General features: G+C 67.6%; 18 protein-coding genes and 2 tRNA genes. 4 read left to right on the top strand and 16 right to left on the bottom strand.

The window, feature by feature from the left end:
- The first annotated feature begins 16 nt into the window (after positions 1-16).
- From ACIQK7_RS11120 to ACIQK7_RS11110, 3 genes are all read left to right on the top strand, one after another.
- Entirely contained in the window at positions 17-265 is a 249-nt protein-coding gene (locus tag ACIQK7_RS11120; protein WP_325208788.1) for an acyl carrier protein, read from the top strand.
- Between the two features lie 128 nt (positions 266-393).
- Positions 394-1,629, top strand: a complete 1,236-nt coding sequence (locus ACIQK7_RS11115) for a beta-ketoacyl-[acyl-carrier-protein] synthase family protein (RefSeq protein WP_403024708.1) — start codon at positions 394-396, stop codon at positions 1,627-1,629.
- Between the two features lie 11 nt (positions 1,630-1,640).
- Positions 1,641-2,828 carry a glycosyltransferase family 4 protein gene (locus ACIQK7_RS11110; RefSeq protein WP_325208790.1) on the top strand — a complete coding sequence of 396 codons (1,188 nt, stop codon included), beginning with the start codon at positions 1,641-1,643 and terminating at the stop codon, positions 2,826-2,828.
- Positions 2,829-2,862: 34 nt separating this feature from the next.
- Here ACIQK7_RS11110 and ACIQK7_RS11105 read toward each other — a convergent pair whose 3' ends face one another.
- The 8 genes from ACIQK7_RS11105 to ACIQK7_RS11070 form a co-directional block, all read right to left on the bottom strand.
- Positions 2,863-3,366 (bottom strand): DUF3145 domain-containing protein, encoded by a 504-nt coding sequence (locus ACIQK7_RS11105; RefSeq protein ID WP_325208791.1) that lies wholly within the window; start codon positions 3,364-3,366, stop codon positions 2,863-2,865.
- Between the two features lie 185 nt (positions 3,367-3,551).
- Complete coding sequence (locus tag ACIQK7_RS11100) at positions 3,552-5,201, bottom strand: bifunctional 3'-5' exonuclease/DNA polymerase (RefSeq protein ID WP_403024704.1); 1,650 nt, start codon at positions 5,199-5,201, stop codon at positions 3,552-3,554.
- Positions 5,202-5,267: 66 nt separating this feature from the next.
- A complete protein-coding gene (locus tag ACIQK7_RS11095; protein WP_403024702.1) occupies positions 5,268-6,086 on the bottom strand; it encodes a DUF1684 domain-containing protein in 819 nt (272 codons plus the stop codon).
- A gap of 149 nt (positions 6,087-6,235) precedes the next feature.
- Positions 6,236-6,439 carry a cold-shock protein gene (locus ACIQK7_RS11090; protein WP_325208794.1) on the bottom strand — a complete coding sequence of 68 codons (204 nt, stop codon included), beginning with the start codon at positions 6,437-6,439 and terminating at the stop codon, positions 6,236-6,238.
- 248 nt (positions 6,440-6,687) lie between these two features.
- Positions 6,688-7,896 (bottom strand): MFS transporter, encoded by a 1,209-nt coding sequence (locus tag ACIQK7_RS11085; protein ID WP_403025687.1) that lies wholly within the window; start codon positions 7,894-7,896, stop codon positions 6,688-6,690.
- Between the two features lie 78 nt (positions 7,897-7,974).
- Positions 7,975-8,048 (bottom strand) — tRNA-Ile (locus tag ACIQK7_RS11080).
- Positions 8,049-8,064: 16 nt separating this feature from the next.
- The gene (locus ACIQK7_RS11075) at positions 8,065-9,309 is read right to left on the bottom strand and encodes a glycosyltransferase (RefSeq protein ID WP_403024699.1); all 1,245 of its coding nucleotides are present in this window, start codon (positions 9,307-9,309) and stop codon (positions 8,065-8,067) included.
- A gap of 103 nt (positions 9,310-9,412) precedes the next feature.
- Complete coding sequence (locus ACIQK7_RS11070; RefSeq protein WP_403024696.1) at positions 9,413-10,366, bottom strand: DMT family transporter; 954 nt, start codon at positions 10,364-10,366, stop codon at positions 9,413-9,415.
- A 40-nt stretch (positions 10,367-10,406) separates the two neighbouring features.
- On the opposite strand from ACIQK7_RS11070, the gene def reads away from it, so the two are divergent.
- Entirely contained in the window at positions 10,407-10,973 is a 567-nt protein-coding gene (gene def / locus ACIQK7_RS11065; RefSeq protein ID WP_403024694.1) for a peptide deformylase, read from the top strand.
- Positions 10,974-10,994: 21 nt separating this feature from the next.
- Here def and ACIQK7_RS11060 read toward each other — a convergent pair whose 3' ends face one another.
- From ACIQK7_RS11060 to dusB, 8 genes are all read right to left on the bottom strand, one after another.
- Complete coding sequence (locus tag ACIQK7_RS11060) at positions 10,995-11,306, bottom strand: AzlD domain-containing protein (protein WP_403024691.1); 312 nt, start codon at positions 11,304-11,306, stop codon at positions 10,995-10,997.
- Entirely contained in the window at positions 11,303-11,992 is a 690-nt protein-coding gene (locus tag ACIQK7_RS11055; protein ID WP_403024688.1) for an AzlC family ABC transporter permease, read from the bottom strand. Before ACIQK7_RS11055 ends, ACIQK7_RS11060 begins: the two co-directional genes overlap by 4 nt.
- Before the next feature lies 1 nt (position 11,993).
- Positions 11,994-12,902, bottom strand: coding sequence for a sensor histidine kinase (locus tag ACIQK7_RS11050; RefSeq protein WP_403024685.1), 909 nt, complete (start codon positions 12,900-12,902; stop codon positions 11,994-11,996).
- A gap of 94 nt (positions 12,903-12,996) precedes the next feature.
- Positions 12,997-13,069 (bottom strand) — tRNA-Asn (locus ACIQK7_RS11045).
- Positions 13,070-13,155: 86 nt separating this feature from the next.
- Complete coding sequence (locus tag ACIQK7_RS11040; RefSeq protein ID WP_403024683.1) at positions 13,156-13,995, bottom strand: ATP-binding cassette domain-containing protein; 840 nt, start codon at positions 13,993-13,995, stop codon at positions 13,156-13,158.
- Positions 13,996-14,042: 47 nt separating this feature from the next.
- A complete protein-coding gene (gene dnaG / locus ACIQK7_RS11035) occupies positions 14,043-15,956 on the bottom strand; it encodes a DNA primase (protein ID WP_403024681.1) in 1,914 nt (637 codons plus the stop codon).
- Between the two features lie 107 nt (positions 15,957-16,063).
- The gene (locus ACIQK7_RS11030) at positions 16,064-17,341 is read right to left on the bottom strand and encodes a deoxyguanosinetriphosphate triphosphohydrolase (RefSeq protein WP_325208813.1); all 1,278 of its coding nucleotides are present in this window, start codon (positions 17,339-17,341) and stop codon (positions 16,064-16,066) included.
- Positions 17,334-18,521: a tRNA dihydrouridine synthase DusB gene (dusB, locus tag ACIQK7_RS11025; protein WP_403024677.1), complete on the bottom strand. Its 1,188-nt coding sequence runs from the start codon at positions 18,519-18,521 to the stop codon at positions 17,334-17,336. Before dusB ends, ACIQK7_RS11030 begins: the two co-directional genes overlap by 8 nt.
- Between the last annotated feature and the right edge of the window lie 19 nt (positions 18,522-18,540).

Genomic DNA, 18,540 nt, shown 5'->3' with positions numbered 1-18,540 from the left:
CCCAAGGAGAAAACACATGGCACTGTCAACCGAAGAAGTTCTTGCCGGCCTCGCCGAGCTGATCAATGACGAGACCGGAATCGCAACCGACACGGTTGAGCTCGACAAGTCGTTCACCGACGACCTCGACATCGACTCCATCTCGATGATGACCATTGTCGTCAACGCAGAAGAGAAGTTCGACGTGAAGATCCCGGACGACGAGGTCAAGAACCTGAAGACGGTCGGCGACGCCGTCAACTTCATCGTCGCCGCTCAGGGCTAGAACAGCCACACGCTGCTCACTGTGCGGGGTCGATCCGGAACCTCGGGTCGACCCCGCTGAAGTGCTCGCACCGCAGCCATCGATCGCGCACGGTGCGCGGTCATCTGTTTTCGACAGAGAGATTCGATATGACCAAGAAGATCGTTGTCACCGGCCTAGGCACCACCTCCCCCCTCGGCGGGAACGTTGCCGACACCTGGCGGGCACTCCTCGCCGGTGAGTCCGGCGTGCGCCCCCTCGAGCAGGAGTGGGTCGCAAAGTACGAACTCCCCGTGACATTCGCGGGACAGGCAAAGGTGCCTGCCGCTGAAGTGCTCGAGCGCGTCGAGACCAAGCGTCTCGACCCCAGCAGCCAGTTCGCCCTCATCGCGGCACGCGAGGCATGGGCCGACGCGGGCGCTCCCGAGATCGACCCCGAGCGCATCCTCGTTGACTTCGCCACCGGCATCGGCGGCGTGTGGACGCTGCTCGACGCCTGGGACACGCTTCGCGAGAAGGGCCCGCGTCGCGTGCTGCCCATGACCGTGCCGATGCTCATGCCCAACAGTGCAGCGGCAGCGATCAGCATGGATCTTTCCGCGCGCGGCGGAGCCCGCACCGTGGTCTCGGCGTGCGCATCCGGCACCGAGTCGATCGTGAACGCCTACGAGCACCTGCAGCTCGGCATCGCCGACATCGTCATCGCGGGAGGCACGGAGGCAGCGACGCATCCGCTGCCCATCGCCGCGTTCGCGTCGATGCAGGCGCTCTCGAAGCGCAATGACGACCCCCAGGCAGCCTCGCGCCCCTACGACATTGCTCGCGATGGCTTCGTGCTCGGCGAGGGCGCCGGTGCGATCGTGCTGGAGACCGAGGAGCACGCCCTGGCGCGCGGCGCACGCATCTACGCGGAACTCGCGGGCGGTGCGGTCACGAGTGACTCCCACCACATCACGGCGCCAGACCCCATGGGCTCGGGCGCGGCCCGCGCCGTGGCCACCGCCCTCGAGCAGGCTGGTGCGACGCCCGACGACGTCGACCACATCAACGCGCATGCAACGAGCACGCCGGTCGGCGACGTCGCCGAGTACAACGCGCTGCTGCGCATCTTCGGCGACCGCACCGGGAGCATCCCGGTGTCGGCCACGAAGGCATCGACGGGCCACCTGCTGGGCGGCACCGGGGCGCTCGAGGCGATCTTCACGATCCTCGCCCTCCACGAGCGCACGGCGCCCCCGACCATCAATCTCACGGAGCAGGACCCCGAGATCCCTCTCGACGTCGTGACCTCGCCCCGCGACCTGGGTGAGAGGCCGCTGCTCGCGATCAGCAACTCCTTCGGCTTCGGCGGGCACAACGCCGTCGCCGCGTTCCGCAGCGCCTAGGCATCCGCGGGATGCGCATCGCGATCGTCAGCGACTATCTCCTCGACTACGTGGGCGGCGCCCAGACGTCGATGCTGCAACAGCGCAAGGCCTTGGAGGATGCGGGGCACGAGGTGCTGCTCGTCTCAGCCAAGCGGATGCGAGGGGCGCGCCTCCAGGCAGACGGTGACGAGCTGCATGTGCGCCCGGACTTCGTGCTGCCTGCGCTGCTGTTGCCCGTCGTGCCCAATACTGCGCGCCTGCGGTCGATGCTGCGCCAGGTGTTCGAGCGCCAGCGTGTCGAGGTCGTTCACGTGCAGACGGAATTCGCGCTCGCGCACGCCGCGGCAGACGTCGCACGCGAGATGGGCATCCCCCTCGTGCACACCGTGCACACCTTCTACTGGGCGAGCGAAGGTCGCTGGCACGTGCCGCTCGCGCCCCTCGTGCGCACGCTGCTCGAGCGCTTCACGGGCACGCGTATCCCCCGGCTCGCACTGAGCCAGCGGGGCGGCTTCGATGACCTGCTGCGCAACCTGACGCTTGCGATGGCGCTCCGGGCCGACACCGTCGTGTCGCCCTCGGCGCACCAGGCGCGCGACCTGCAGGATGCGGGGGTGGCGGCACCCGTCGAGGTGGTGCCGAACCCCATCGCCACCTCCGGCCGCCCGTCTGTGCCGCTGTCGGATGAGGCGGCAGCGCATCCGTCGTTCCTGTGGGTGGCTCGATGCGAGGCCGTCAAGCGCCCCCTTGTGTTTGCAGAGGCGGCCGTCGCCGCGCTGCAGGCCGCCCCTGGGGCGTTCTCGGTCGACTTTGTCGGCGACGGCAGCGAACTGGCGGCCCTGCGCAGGGTGGTGGCCGATCGCCCCGAAATCCGGGTGCACGGCAACCTGCCGCACGAGCGAGTACTCCAGATGATGGACGAGTCGGCGATGGTGGTGCTCACCTCGCTCGGCTTCGACAACCAGCCCATGACGATCGCCGAGGCCGTGAGTCGACGGCGGGGCGTGCTGTACTGCGATCCGAAGCTTCGCGAGGGACTCGAGAGTTCCGGCTATCTCTCCGAGACTCCGGATGCTGCGGGGCTGGCGGCCGCTCTCACCGCGCTGTCGCACGACCCTGAGCGCGTGCTTGCGCTCTCCCGCGGTGCCGTGCGGGACCGGGAGCTCTTCGACCCGGCCCGCTACGTGGCGCGAATGCTGCCCATCTACGCAGCCTGAGCGGCCAGCTCAGAGAGGGACTCAGCGGGTACGGTCAGCCGACCTTGTGCAGCCACACCACCTGGTTGGAGTCGCTCGCGTGGCGGAACGCCTCGAGCTCGTCATCCCACGCCTGGCCCAGTGCGAGTCGCAGTTCGCGGTGCAGCTCGAAGGCGTCGGAGCCAGCAACCTCCATTGCGTAGCGGATGCGGTCCTCGGGAATGACGACATTGCCAGCCGTGTCAGTCTGGGCGAAGAAGATCCCAAGGTCGGGAGTGTGGAGCCACCGTCCACCGTCGCTGCCGGGAGTCGGATCTTCGGTGACCTCGTAGCGGAGGTGCTCCCAGCCGCGGAGCGCGGATGCGAGGGCAGCGCCGGTGCCCTGCTCACCCTCCCAGTAGAACTCGGTGCGGAGCGAGCCCTTCAGGACGGGCTGTTCGGCCCAGTCGAAGCTGACGGCGCGATCAAGAGCGCGACCTGCGGCCCATTCGATATGCGGGGCAAGCGCGCGAGGAGCGGAGTGCACAAAAAGCACCCCGCGTGCAGTTGCTGCAGCCACAATCTCTCCATTCCCTTTGGTGCGACTTCCCCATCGACCACTGGAATGCAGGCTGCGTGCAGCGAAACTCTTCAATTATGGCGCGAACGCCTCCTTGAAGTATGCCGGAACATGGGGACTAATCACAAGCCTGTCATTCCCCATCCGTCATCGATTCAAAGACGCTTGTCAGCTGTCGTCATCGATCACTTGGCGTCGGCGTAACTCCTGACCGCCGCAATCGTGAGGGGAAAGCGGATGGGCAGCTCTCCGAAGAGCAGCCTCCCCGCCTCGGATGCCGCTTCTGCCACGGCCCTGGACACTTCATCTGCCAGTGCATTCGGGGCGTCGATGACGAGCTCGTCGTGGAGAAAGAACACGAGGCGGGGGCCATGGTCCGTGGCGTCGAGCGCGTGGAGGCGCTGGCGCAGCGCCGCCATCCAGCACAGCGCCCACTCCGCGGCGGTGCCCTGCACGACAAAGTTGCGGGTGAAGCGACCCCACGAGCGCGCGGCCGAGCGGGCACGCTCCTGCACACCGCTTGATACACCCTCGGCGCTCGCGAGCGACTGGAGCTCGCGCCACTCCGACCCGGGCAACGGCGAGCCGCGCCCCAGGAGTGTCGAGACCCGCTCGCCCCGCTCCCCCGCTCGTGCCGCCGCCTCCACGAGCGCTATCGCTCGGGGGTAGGCACGGGCGAGCGAGGGCATGAGCCGCCCGCTCTCACCCTGCGTCGCGCCGTACATGGCGCCAAGCATGGCGAGCTTCGCCTGTTGCCTTGTCGCGACCGCACCCCGCTCGACGATGCCCGCGTAAAGATCACCCTGCGCGCCGGCCTCGACCATGCCACGATCCCTCGCCATGGCGGCGAGGATGCGCGGCTCGAGTTGAGCAGCATCCGCCACGATCAGGATCCGACCTGGGTCAGCAAGGACAGCACTCCGTACCTGCTTCGGCAGCTGCAGGGCTCCCCCACCGCCGCGGCTGGCCCAGCGCCCCGTCACGACCCCGCCGGGAACATAGTCCGGGTGGAACCGACCGTCGCGCACGTTGCTGTCGAGCCACTGCCACCCGTTCGCGCTGTGAAGCCGCGCGAGCGACTTGTACTCGAGCAGGAGAGGCACCACCGGATGCTCGACGCGCTGCAACTCCCACTTGCTGGTCGACTCGACCTGCAGCCCGGCACGTCGCAACGCCTTCAGCATGGCCGCCGCGGAATCCGGATTCACCTCGGGTGCACCCAGCGCGGCACGGATGTCGCGGGCAAGCGCCTCCATGCGCGCCGGCCTCTCGCCCGCCCTGGGTCGCGGGCCGAGTTCGCGCACCAGCAGTTGCTCGTGCACGTCAGCGCGCCACGGCAGGCCGACATGCCGGATCTCGGCTGCGACGAGGGAACCCGCCGACTCCGCGGAGAGCAGGAGACCAAGTGCCTTGGGCGTGGCTCGACGCTGGCGCGAGAACTCCTCCACGGGATCGACGCCGGGGAGGCCGTGAACGGGCTCCAATTCGAAGAGCGCATCGGCGGCGGGCTGTGTGGGCCCGTCGCCGGGTGGCTCATCGAGCGCGTCGTGCGGGGCTGTCGCGACATCCGCTGTCTCCGTGTGCGGCGAACCACGGAGGATGGCGCGGCTCAGGCGCAGGTCGACGCAGCGCTCCACGCGCACACCGGCGTCGAGCAGGGACGGGTACCAGCGGTCGGTGTCGTCCCACACCCATCGCGGCCGCTCGCGCTCTCGCCGCGCCACCTCGGCCGCGAAGGCGCTCGTGGGCACGTCGTTCGACTCACGCGGCGTGCCCGCATCGTCCAGTGTCGTGAGCCGCACCCCCGAAGGGACGGAACTCGCGACGATGTGCACCAGCCAAGTCTGGCGGATGCCACCGACAGGCGGTCCCGAGACACTCCCGCGCTACACGCGAACCCACTAGTGGAGCAGAGACCCGTCCTTCGCGAGGACATTCTTCTCGCCCGCCTCGATCGGCACGGCGAACCGATTCTGCTTCGGCGGCATGGGGCAGTTGAAGGCGTAGGAGAAAGCACAGGGGGGCAGCACGGCGAGGTTGAAGTCGAGCGTGATCGTGCCATCGGGGTTGGGCGCGACGAAGAGGAAGCGTCCGACACTGTAGGTGCTGTCACCGTTCGTGGCGTCGGCGAAGACGAGTTGGAGCGCGCGCCCCGACTTGAATGCGGCCAGGTTGTATTCCGTGCCGTCCTTCTCGAAGGAGATCTCGCCCGGGATCACCATCTCGCGCGTCTTGCCGTCGTCCTTGAGGTGCTCGAAGCCGAGGGTCGTTCCCTCCGGGTTCTCGCGGAAGGTGCCCGTGATGACCCAGTCGGGGTTGAACGGGTACGCGTCGATTGTGCCGAAGTTCTGGATCGCCTCGGAATCGGCGTCCCACACGCGCAGCGCATAGCCGCCGTCGACCGCGATCACGAAGCCGCTCACGGTGTCGCTGAAGCTGATCGAGGACGGCGACTCGGAGTCCTTGCCGCGCACGGTGACCGAACCATCGACGAGTTCGCCATCGACGCGGATGCCATCGGCCGCAGCGGCCGTCAGCTGCACCCCCGATCCGCCCTCAGCGAGCGGCGCCCATGTTCCCGGCACGCCCCACACGGTCTGCTCGGAGTCGATGAGCTGCGTCGTCGTGAGCGCCAGGCTGCCCTGGGGCTGGTTGACCGACTCGTCGCGCCGGCGGCGGAAGGTGGCAAGACGGGCTTCGGGTGTCATGGTGTCGGTCATAGGGTCAATCCTCTCGGCTGTCACGGGATGCAACGCGGACGTGCGCCGCGTGTTCCGTCTGGACACAAAAAAGTCGGCCCCCGCCGAGTGGCGGGGGCCGACGAAGTCTCACGTGACGCATCGCACGATAGCGATGCGCTCAGTCAAACTCAGAGGGGGCGGATGTTCTCCGCCTGCGGGCCCTTGGGGCCCTGAGCGAGGTCGAACTCGACCCGCTGGTTCTCGTCGAGCGAGCGGTAGCCGCTCGTCGCGATCGCCGAGTAGTGTGCGAACACATCGGGGCTGCCGTCTTCGGGGGCGATGAAGCCGAATCCCTTTTCAGCGTTAAACCACTTAACGGTTCCTGTTGCCATTTTTTCTTCTCCTTCAGGAGCTCTTCGCGTGACTCCGACCTCCGGAGCCACTCGTCGCGGTGATCATCGTCCGCTCCCGAAAGAAACCCGTGCCAGCCTGTGAGGGCCAGAACGGTCAATCAAGATCTGCGAGGTACTGCAACTGCTATCTCCGACCCTAGTGCACAGGGCTCGGAACGCAATAGGTATTCGCATGCATTGACCTTGGGTTCACAGACTCGACATCTCGCGTGCAACCCGGGGAAGGGTCACTGGGAGGCGGTCGCGGGGCGTTCCTGCCGCGGCATCCGCAGTCCGAACAGTGACGCCGCGAGCAGCAGGACGGCGGCGGATGCGAAGGCGGCCGGGTAGGACACCGCGTCGAGCAATGCCCCGGCGACGAGCGGACCGACGATCGCGCCGGCATCCGAGAATGCGGAGAAGACGGCGACCGGACGCGCGTTGCGGGGCCCAGCCGCGTCACCGAGCGCAGCGGCAGGTGCGGTGCCCATGAAGGCGGCGACCACACCGTAGGCACACAGGAGCACGATCAGCAGCGGCAGGCTTCGCACGAACGGGATCGCCATCATGAGCACGGCTGCCGCTGCGAAGGCGCCGATGATCGCCGGGCGACGACCCACCCTGTCGACGAAGCGCCCGGCCGGCCCGAGGGCGATTGTCTGCACGACGGCTGCGATCGCGAAGGCAACGCCCGTCCACACGGCGGTCTCGTGGAGCAGTTCCACGACGAGGACCGGGATGAGGGCGCTCCGCACGCCCATCGAGCCCCAGCCCTGCGCGAAGTTCGCGAGGCACGCCGCGATGAAGCGGGAATCGCGCACAACCTGCCGCATCGGGATGCGCGCGGCAGCGTCGGCGGATGGCCGGGCATCCACTCGGCTCAGTAGCACCAGGCCCACGAGCCCGGCGATCACGAGGGTTGCCGAGTAGAAGAAGAACGGCGCGCGGAGGGAGATGACCGCGAGGATGCCGCCGATGCCGGGTCCCGCCATGCCACCAATGAGAAAGCCCGACTGGTAGAAGCCGACGGCGCGCCCGCGCCGTTCGGGGGCCGTCGTGGCGAGCAACAAAGTCATGGCCGAGACCGAGAACATCGCCGAGCCGATGCCGCCGGCACCCCGCAGCAGGAGGACCTGCGGATAGTTCGCCGCGAGACCCACGAGGCCGCTGGAGACCGCGACGATACCGATGCCGATCGCGAGGATCGTGCGCTCGCCGCCGCGGTCAACGAGGCGGCCCACGAAGGGAGTCGCGATGAGTCTCATGAGCGCGAACGCCGACACGACCGCGCCGACCTCGAGAAAGCCGACGTCAAAGCTCCGCACATAGACGGGAAGCACGGGGATCACGACGCCGAAGCCAAGCATCACGAAGAATGCGATGACGCCGAGGATGATCACGTCGCGTTCGAGTCGCTCCCCCTTCTGCGGAAAGAACCGGGAGCGCAGGGCGGTCATCACGCAACAAGCCTAGGACGGGAGCCGACACCCAATTGCACCACGCGAGGGGCGGGCTCGCGGAAGACGGGACAAGAGTAGGGCGGACGGGACTTGAACCCGTGACCGACGGATTATGAGTCCGCTGCTCTAACCAGCTGAGCTACCGCCCCGTGGCCACCCGCGGAGTCAGGGAGCTGGCTCGCCAAGGGTGACATCGGCCGCCGGATCTGCGACCGCTTCCCCACGATACAGGCTCTCAAAGGTGTTCAGCGTGCGCTCGATGTCGTGCGCCTCGATCAGCTTGAGACTGGCGCGCTTGAGCTGTAGCGCCTCGTCCCAGGGCATCCGGAGCACACGCGTGAGCTTGTCTGCCAGGTCATCAGCGTCACCGGGCTCGAAGAGGAAGCCGTTCTCGCCGTCGTGCACGAGATGCGGCAGCGCCATCGCGTCGGCGGCCACGACGGGCAGTCCCGAAGCCATGGCCTCCATCGTGGCAATGCTCTGCAGCTCCGCAATGGAGGGCATCGCGAAGACCGAGGCGCGCGTGAGCACGGCACGGAGGTCTTCGTCACTGACGTACCCCGTGAAGTTGACGTTCGAGCGGATGCCGAGCGAGACAGCGAGCTGCTTGAGCGCCGCGAGCTGGTCACCACCGCCGACGATGTCGACCTTGGTGTCGAGCGCGGGGTCGAGCTTCGCGACGGCACGCAGGAGCACGTCGATGTGCTTCTCCCCCGTCACACGCCCAACAAACACGATGCGGTGTTCCTTCGGCTGCTCGAAACTGGGCGTGTAGAGGCTCGCGTCGATACCGCAGGAGATCGCGTGCACGCCCTTGACCGTGGTCTCGTGCTCGAGGAACGCCGCGGCCTTCTTGGTGGGTGTCGTGACCGCCGCGCACAGCGCGAAGGTGCGCGACGCATCCGCCCATACCGCTCGAATAACGGGCTTCTGCAGAAACTTCGGCAGCAGCGCGTGCTCGATCATGTTCTCTGGCATGAAGTGGTTGGTGCCGATGACACGGATGCCGCGCTTGCTCGCCTGCCGAGCGAGTCCGCGGCCCACGACGATGTGCGACTGGATGTGCACGACGTCGGGCTTGACCTCGTCGAGGATGCGAGCCGCATGGGCCTGCGACCGCCAGGGCAGCACGAACCGCAGCCAGTCATGCGGATACCAGCGCCAGGAATAGACGCGGTGGACTGTGAACTTGGCGCCGTCGTGTTCCTCGGTGAAGCGACCGTGGCGTCGGCTGAATGCGGGCGCCTCCACGACCACCTCGTGGCCTCGCTGCGTGAGGCCAGCGGCGAGCCGTGCGGCAAAATTCGCAGCACCGTTCACATCGGGGGGAAAGGTGTCGCACCCGATCAGCACACGCAGCGGCGACTGCTGCGAGAGCGTCGAGTCGGGAGCAGCTTGATGTTCTTGCACGCGGATGGGTTCCTTTTTGTGGTGTACCGCCTGGCGGCAGGGCGCGGCCCGGGTGGGGCGGAAAGCTCGAACCAACCTACCGCAGGCGCGACTGATCCCCCGGTCAGGCGCGCGACTGTGGATGATGCCGCGCGAGCATGAATACTCCGCGCACTGCGAGGGCACCCGCGACAAGGAAGACAAGGAGCACCGACCAGTGAGCGTCGTTCGCCTCACCCAACACCGCAATGCCGATCGTCACGGCAATGATGGGATCAACGACCGTGAGTCCGGCGATCACGAGGTCAGGCGGGCCCGAGGAATAGGCATTCTGCACGAAGTAGCCACCCAGCACCGTGCCGATCAAGAGCGCGATGAGCGCGGCGAAGGTGAGCCACTCGAAGTCACCCGTCTTGATGCGATCGATGACGACCTTGGCGAGCGTCGCGACAAAGCCGTAGAGGATGCCTGCGCCAAGGATGTACATGAGCGCCTTGAGCCGACTGCGGTAGACCGCGAAGAGGAGGGCGAAGGCGATCGCGACGGCAGCCAGGATGCCGAGGATTACCAACACCTGCGTATCGCTCACGGGGTGGGAACGCGTCGTGAAGGCAGCGACACCGACGAAGAGGGCGACGCCGACGACACAGAACGCAATCGCCCGGATGCTGACGCCATCGAGCTTGACCTTGGACACCCGAGCGTTCAGCACGGCCGTGATGACGAGGGCGACGGCGCCGAGCGGCTGTACGAGCGTGATGGGTGCGAGATAAAGGCTCGTCAGCTGGAGCACGACTGCGAGTCCGAGCATGGCGGTGCCGATGAGCCACGAGGGGCGCCCCGCAAGGTGCGCGAGCTGTCGCAGGCTGAGTCCGGCCGTCTTCGCAAGCGGTTCGAGGGTTTCGACGCCTGCCGCCTGCACCTCGGCTATCGCGCGTGCCTCAACCTTCGCGACGCCTCTGTGCTGCAGTTGCGCGCCCACGGCGAGGAAGACGGCACCGAGCAGCGCGACGGGGATTCCGAGGTACTGCAAGGGGGTCAGGGACTCCACCGCGAGAGAGGTCAGGTCTGGCAGCACGTGACGACACTACCGGCTGGCACCACGATATTCTTGCCGAATGGCCGTGCTTCCGATCGTCATCACGGGTGACCCCGTACTCCACACCCCCGCAGGGCCTGTCAAGGACTTCGACGACGCGCTCCGCAGCCTCGTCGACGACATGTTCGAGACGATGGATGCCGCGCCCGGCGTCGGCCTCGCGGCACCGCAGGTCGGGGTGCCGCTGCGCGTCTTCGTCTACGGCTGGATCGACGATGACGACATCGAGTATCGCGGAGTCGCCATCAACCCGGAGCTGTGGCTCAGCCCGCTCTCAACCGCGCCACTGCACGACATGGCGGAGGCGGAGGGCTGCCTCTCGGTGCCCGGGGAACGCTACCCGCTCCGGAGAGCACACCGCATCATCCTCCGCGCCCTCGACCTCGAGGGCCAGCCCTACGAGATCACCGCCGATGGTTGGCTTGCCCGAATCTTCCAGCACGAGTATGACCACCTCGACGGCGTGCTCTACGTCGACCGGCTGGGCCATGCCAATGGCAAGGCTGCGGCGAAGGCGGTCAAGCGCGCAGGCTGGGGAACCCCAGGGCTGACCTGGATGCCAGGGGTCGACGACCTCGAGGGCTGATTCCCCGAGCACCCGCCCCGCTCATCCGCCGATTGTCGCGCGGATGATGGCCGCCGTGAGAGCCGCCGCCACGATCACAAGGATGAACGGCACCCGCAGGGCGAAGAGCACGGCAGCGACGAAGATCGCGGGCACGCGCGCGTCGACCTCGACCTCCTGGCCGCTGGCAAGCGTCTGCGTCGCGACGAGCGCTGCGAGCAAGGCAACCGTCAGGAGGCCCGCGACTCGAGATGGCTTCTCCCGCTCCATGAACTCGGCAGGCACGAGATAGCCGGAGATCTTGACGGCAAGCCCCGCGATCGACGCGATGATGACGATGGCCCAGAGCGTCAACGGGCACCCCAGTTCGTGAGACCGACGATGACCGCGACGAGGGCAGCGGCGATGACGGGCAGGCCCGGCGGAAGCCACGGTGTCAGCACGGTCGCGACGACCGCCGCGGCGACCGCGACGGCGACCGGCTGCAGGGCACTCAGGCGTGGCCACAGCAGGCCGAGGAACGCGGCAGCCGCAGCGGCATCGAGGCCGTAACGGCTGACGTCACCCATGACGTTGCCGAGAAGCGCCCCCGCGAGGGTCGCGATGTTCCACCCGACGAAGATCAGAATGCCCGTCAACCAGAACCCCTTGCGCTGTTCTGTCAACTCCTTCTGCGCGGTGGCGACGGCGGTGCTCTCATCGATCGTCAGGTGGGCGGCCACGAGCCTGCGGAGCCAACCCTTGCCGATGATCGGCCCCATCCGCATCGCATAGATCGCGTTGCGGCTTCCCAAGAGGGTGGCGCTCGCGATCGCGGCGGGCCCCGCGGCCGCCCCGCCCGCCGCGATGACCCCGACGAGTGCGAACTGCGAGCCGCCCGAGAACATGACGAGGCTCAGCACGCAGGCCTGCCACACGTCCAGACCGGCTGTGACTCCCAAGGCACCATAGGAGATGCCGTAGGCCGATACCGCCAGCGCGACGCTGACAGCGGTTCGGGCGACCGGCTCTCGACGCTCGGCCTGCTCGGCAGTGCTCACCTCAGCTCTGGAGGTTCGTGCCCGGCACGCCCTTGACGGTGCGAAGGTTGGGGAACGCCGCCGAGACGGAGAAGCCGACGCCTGGCACGACGTAGGCGTTGAACACGCCGCCGAAGAGTTCGGTGCGCTCGCGCATCTCGGTGATGCCAGGACCGCTCGGCGTCGAGGTGAGCGCCGCCGCGTCGTCATCGATCGAGTAGCCGCCGTCACGCGCGACCCGGTTGGGATCATCGCCGGCGCGCCGGGTGGCAGCGCGGATGCCGTCATCATCGACCAGCACGTTGAGGCCATCCTCCGACCAGCGGAAGGTCACCCGCACCTCGGTGCCCTCGCCGCCGTACTTGAGCGCGTTGGAGAGGGCCTCCTGCAGGATGCGGAAGACCGCGACCTCGGCGCCGTGTTTCAACTCGAAGCGGTCACCGATCTCTTCGAAACGGATGTCGAGGCCGGCTTCGCGCATGACGCGGAAGAGCTCGCGCGAGGTCTTGATGCCGGGCTGTCGCACGGCATCCGCCTCGCCCTGCCGCACGATCGCCATGACGCGCCTGAGTTCCGCCAGCGTGGAGCGGGCGGAGTCGCCGATCGCGACGGCAGCACGGCCGGCCGCGGCCGGGTCGGACTCGGCCTTGTACCTGGCGCCATCAGCCTGGGCGACGATCGCCGACACCGAATGGATCGCGACCTCGTGCAGTTCGCCGACCATGCGAAGCCGGGCACCCTGCTCTGCGAGGCTCAGTTCGAGGTCGAGGACGTCGCGATCGGCCTCAGCGAGGTCTCTGCGCACGCGCCGCCGTGATGCGGCAAGTACGAAGCTGGTGATGATCGCGGCGATCGCGACAAGGGCCACGAGACCCGCCGCGACAAGGGCGATGTTGGGGAAGGAGGTGTCTTCAGACAGCCACGCTTGCATCAACCCACCCCCGGAGACAGACAGTGCGCACGATCGGCGGAGAGAAACCGCCACGGGAGGATCATCCTAATCCCATCGTGCGCACTGAGTATTGCTCCCCGACTTGGACTCGAACCAAGAACCTGCCGGTTAACAGCCGGCTGCTCTGCCAATTGAGCTATCGAGGATTGCTGGAACAGCGTGCCTACTTTATCAAGGAATCGCGCTGCACCAAATCGACAAGACCTCACTCCTGATTCGGGGGCGCCAGCGTTCAGGAGACAGCCTTGTGCGTGCCGAGGTTGTTCCGCGCCGCAGCGAGTGAGCGCAGGTACGGATGCTGCGGCTCGGCTAGCAACTCATCCATGGCGCCGATGCCGATCAGCACGCCCCGATCGAGCACGGCAACTCGGTCGGTCAGGGCCGAGACGACATCGAGGTCGCTACTGACCACCATCGCCGCGAACCCGCGCTGTTCCTGCAGGTCCCGCAGCACGCCGATGACACCATCGCGCACCGTCGCATCCACGCCTCGCGTCGGCTCGTCGGCGACGAGGAACGTCGGTTCCAGGATCAGTGCACGAGCCAACGCGACACGCTGGCGCTGACCGCTACTGAGTTCGAAGGGATACCGCTCGAGCATGCTGAGCGGCAGCCGCACGGCATCCACGAGCGTCGCGACCGCCTCGGCCGCCTCACGCTGGCTGAAACGACGGTCACGTTGGAAGATCGGCTCGGCGACGTTCTCGCCCACCGTGAGCTGCGGGTTGAGTCGCACGGCGGCATCCTGGGCCAGGTACCCCGTCACGAGCGTCAGCCGGTCGCGACGCCGCCGCGTCAGGGACCGCATGTCGGTGCCGTAGACGTGGAGCGAGCCGCCGCAGATCTCGGGCGAATTCTCGTCGAGGGCATAGCGATCGCCCATCGCGGCGATCGTGAGCGCGAGCGTGGACTTGCCGGAGCCCGACTCCCCCACGACGCCCAGCACGTCACCGGGCAGGATGTCGAAGGAGACCCCATCGACGGCGAGGTGATACGACAGCGCATCCCGAGAGCGGTAGTGGATCGACAGATCCCTCGCCTCGACTACGACCGCGTCGTTCAATCGCTTCATCCCACGTCCCTCAACCTTCGCGCCCCATCGAGACTACTGCCGACGCGTCAGTCCTGCCGCAGTGAACGGCGTTCCTGCTCGACCTGCACGAGCGCCCGCTGGATCTGCCCATAGCGTTCCGGCTCCGCGGTGGAATCCGTGCGCTGCAGCCGGCCCAGCAGCTCAGCCTTCTGGCGCAGGAGGTCTCGATCGATCACGGAGGTCGCAATGCCCCGGCAGTAGACGCGCAGGTCGCGGCCGGACTGCTCGGGCAGGGGCGCAATGGCCAGCTCCGTCACGAGCCGTCGGAACGGGGCCGGCACCTCCTCGAGCACCCTCTCGAGCCAGGCGTGCTCGGTAAAGGAATCGCCCGCCGGGCCCTCGCCCAGCGCGGCCGCAATCCCGTCACGCACGACGGAGAGCGACGGATTCGCGAAGGCCGCCTGGCTCACACGGGAGGCGAGATCGCGCCCCACCTCGAGCGGTGCCTGCAGGAGTGCCATGAGGGCGTCGCGCTCGAGCCTGGTTGCCGGGTCGTTGGGGAGCTGTGAGATCGACGGGCCCGCATCCGTTGGTGTCTCTGCTTGCTGCTGCGTACCCGGGGCGCGCTCGGGGCCGTCGCTCCCCTTCTGCTCCGACTGAGAACGGCGCTGGGCGGCCGTGACCGCGCGACCGACCTCGTCGGGGTCCATGCCCAGCCAACCCGCGAGCGTGCGCACGTAGCCGATGCTCAGGGCACGGTCACGGATGCCCGCGACGATCGGCGCCGCGGCCCGAAGACCCGCGACCCGCCCCTCGACCGTGTCGAGATCGAATCGGGCCAGCGTGCGCCGCACCATGAACTCAAACATGGGCTTCTTGCCGGCGATGAGCAGGCGCACGGCATCGTCACCGCGCTTGAGGCGAAGGTCGCAGGGGTCGAGGCCCTCCGGCGCGACGGCGACATAGGTCTGGGCGGCGAAACGCTGCTCCTCGGCGAAGGCACGACTGGCGGCCTTCTGGCCCGCCTCGTCGGGGTCGAAGGTGAACACGACCTCACCGAGCGCCGTCGAATCAGCCGTGTCGAAATCGCCCAGCACGCGGCGCACCACCTTGATGTGGTCCACGCCGAACGCGGTGCCACAGGTGGCGACCGCCGTCGTGACGCCCGCGAGGTGGCAGGCCATGACATCCGTGTAGCCCTCCACCACCACGACCTGCTTGCCGCGGGAGATGTCGCGCTTCGCAAGGTCAAGCCCATAGAGCACCTGCGACTTGTGATAGATCGGCGTCTCTGGGGTGTTGAGGTACTTGGGTCCCTGGTCATCGTCGAGCAGCCGGCGGGCGCCGAAGCCGAGGGTCTGCCCCGTGACATCCCGGATCGGCCAGACCAACCTGCCGCGGAAGCGGTCGTAGGTGCTGCCTCGGTCGTTCTTGCTGACGAGGCCGGATGTCACGAGCTCGAGTTCCGTGAAGCCGAGACCCTTGAGATGCTTGCCGAGGGCATCGAAGCTCTTGGGGGCGAAGCCCACCCCGAAGCGGGCCGCGGCTGCGGCGTCGAAACCGCGCTCGCCGAGGAAACGCCTGGCCGGCTCGGCCTCCGGCGTGCCGAGCTGGGCGGTGAAGTGCTCGGCCGCCGCGGTGTTCGCAGCGATCAAGCGGGCACGGTTGCCGTGGTCCTTGGACGCCGTGCCGCCATCCTCGTAGTGCAGCTCGAAACCGATGCGCTGCGCCATGAGCTCGACCGCCTCGGAGAAGGAGACGTGGTCCATGCGCTGCAGGAAGGTGAAGATGTCACCGTCCTCACCGCAGCCGAAGCAGTGATATCGACCCACCTGCGGACGCACATGGAAGCTCGGGCTCCGCTCGTCGTGGAAGGGGCAGAGGCCCTTCAGCGAGCCAACACCGGCGCCCTTGAGCGTCACATAGTCACCCACGACATCCGCAATGTTGACCCTCGCCCGCACCTCATCGATGTCGCTACGACGAATGAGACCGGCCATGTCGCAATCCTACTGAGCGTGGCGGGAAGGGCCCGCGACCGCTCCCTCGTCGTGGAGGGACGACGGACATGGCGTCGGCGTGGGGCGGATGTGGAACCGCCGGGTTGCTAGGAGCCGACGAGTCGGTCGTGCCAGCTCATGGCCGACTGGTCGGTGAGGCTCGCCACCTGGTCGACGACGACCCGCTTGCGGGCCGCGTCATCGGCCGCCGTGGCCCAGTCGGCAGCGAAGCCCGGATCGAGCGCGCTCGGCCCCGAAGCGTAGAGCACATCGGCGACACTCGTCAGGATCTCCCGCTGCTGCGCGTAGATAGGTTGCCGCGTGTTCTTCGACATCACGAAGGCCGCCACGATGCCCTTCAACACAGCGATCTCCGCGCGGATCTCCCGCGGCACCACCACATCGGCACCGAAGCGGATGAGGCTCGCCTGCGGGTAGGCATCGTGGGTTGCCTGCACCGCACCGGCCGCGAACCGGCCGATCAGCTGGCTCGTCAGGTTCTTGAGCCGACCCTGGGCGAGGCGACTGCCATCCCAGGAATCGATCCAGACATCGAGGTTGTCGAGACGGTCGAAGGCATCGATGAGCTCATCGTGGCTCAGCTCCCCGCCGATCCACTCGAACATCGAATCGACGAGCTCATCGTGGTCGACCCTTGCGCCGAGCGCCCGCACATCGATGTACCCACCGAAGATCGCATCCTCGAAATCGTGCACCGAATACGCGATGTCGTCGGAGAGATCCATGACCTGCGCCTCGATGCAGAGTCGGCCATCGGGCGCGCCCTCCCGCAGCCATTCGAACGCCGCGACGTCATCCTTGTAGAAACCGAACTTGGCCCGCCCGCTCGGGTCGGCGACCGAACGCGTGTCTGGCCAGGGGTACTTGCAGCTCGCGTCGAGGCTCGCCCGCGTGAGGTTGAGGCCGTAGGCGCGCCCGTCATCCCCGAACACCTTCGGTTCGAGACGCGTCAGCAGGCGCAGCGTCTGCGCGTTGCCCTCGAAGCCCCCAATGTCGGACGCCCAGGCGTTGAGCGCACGCTCGCCATTGTGACCGAAGGGCGGATGCCCCAGGTCGTGGGCGAGGCAGGCGGTGTCGACAACATCCGGGTTCAAGCCGAGCGCCGTCGCGAGCTCGCGCCCCACCTGCGCGACCTCGAGCGAGTGCGTGAGGCGGTTGCGAGCGAAATCGGCTCCCTGCGTCGGACTCAGCACCTGCGTCTTGGCGGCGAGGCGACGAAGCGCACTCGAGTGGAGCAGCCTGGCGCGGTCGCGGGCGAAGTCGCTGCGGCGGGAGTAGTGCTCCTCGGGGAGGAAGCGTGCGATGTCGTGCTCGCCGTAACCCTGGGCAGCAAGGCCCGGCTCGACGGCACTCGTCTCAACCACCACTGGAATCCAGTTCGGCCCCGGCGACCTCGCAGGCCGCGGCCTCGTCGAGTTCGCGGCTGTCGAGCCAACCCTGCGGAAGCGCGGGACGCTTCGGGGTTCCGGCGCGACCGCGCGGACCCTCGGCACCCTCCCCCGGATACGGCGTGCTCCAGTCGAGCTCGCCGAGGATGTCGTCCATCTGGGTGAAACTCTCGACCGTGGCCAGGCGGGTGCGGATATCCCCGCCGACCGGGTACCCCTTGAAGTACCAGGACATGTGCTTGCGGATGTCGCGGCAGGCCCACTCCTCGCTGCCGAAGAACTCGCCCAACAACTCGGCATGGCGGCGCACCGTCTGCGCAACGACCCCCAGGCCGGGACGCGCAACATCGCGCTGGCCGTTGAACGCCGCCACGAGGTCGCCGAAGAGCCACGGGCGCCCGAGGCATCCGCGACCGACAACGACCCCGTCGCATCCGGTCTGCTCGACCATGCGCACCGCGTCGTCACCCGACCAGATGTCTCCGTTACCGAGCACCGGCACACTCGTCACGACCTGCTTGAGCTTCTCGATCGCCGCCCAGTCAGCGTGACCGCTGTAGAACTCGGCGGCCGTGCGGGCGTGCAGGGCGACAGCGGCAACCCCGGCGTCCTCGGCGATGCGGCCCGCCTCGAGATAGGTGAGGTGATCGGCATCGATGCCCTTGCGCATCTTGATCGTCAGAGGGACATCGCCCGCCGCCTTGACCGCGCCCGACACGATGTCGCGGAACAGGCCCGTCTTCCACGGGAGCGCGGAACCGCCGCCCTTGCGGGTCACCTTGGGCACGGGGCATCCGAAGTTCAGGTCGATGTGGTCTGCCCGGTCTTCAGCGACCAGCATCGTGACCGCCTCAGAGACCGTCTTCGGGTCGACGCCATAGAGCTGGATGCTGCGGGGCGTCTCAGATTCGTGATGAGTAATCAGCCGCATGCTCGCGGGCGTGCGCTCCACCAGGGCGCGGCTCGTGATCATCTCGCTCACATACAGGCCGGCGCCGAACTCGCGGCACAGCCGGCGGAACGCCGTGTTCGTGATACCCGCCATCGGCGCCAGCACGACAGGGACATCGAGCTCCAGCGGACCGATCCGCAGTGGCGCGCGACCGGCCGCAGCGGCGTCAGCCGGGCGGGAAACGGTAGCGTCGAGAACAGTCACCCCACGATTCTCCCAGAAA

This window comes from Salinibacterium sp. GXW1014 (assembly GCF_044769865.1).
In the GTDB taxonomy this organism is placed as follows: Bacteria; Actinomycetota; Actinomycetes; order Actinomycetales; family Microbacteriaceae; genus Homoserinimonas.
Note: the sequence above shows the minus strand (reverse complement) of the source record. Positions and strands in the feature narration are given on the sequence as shown.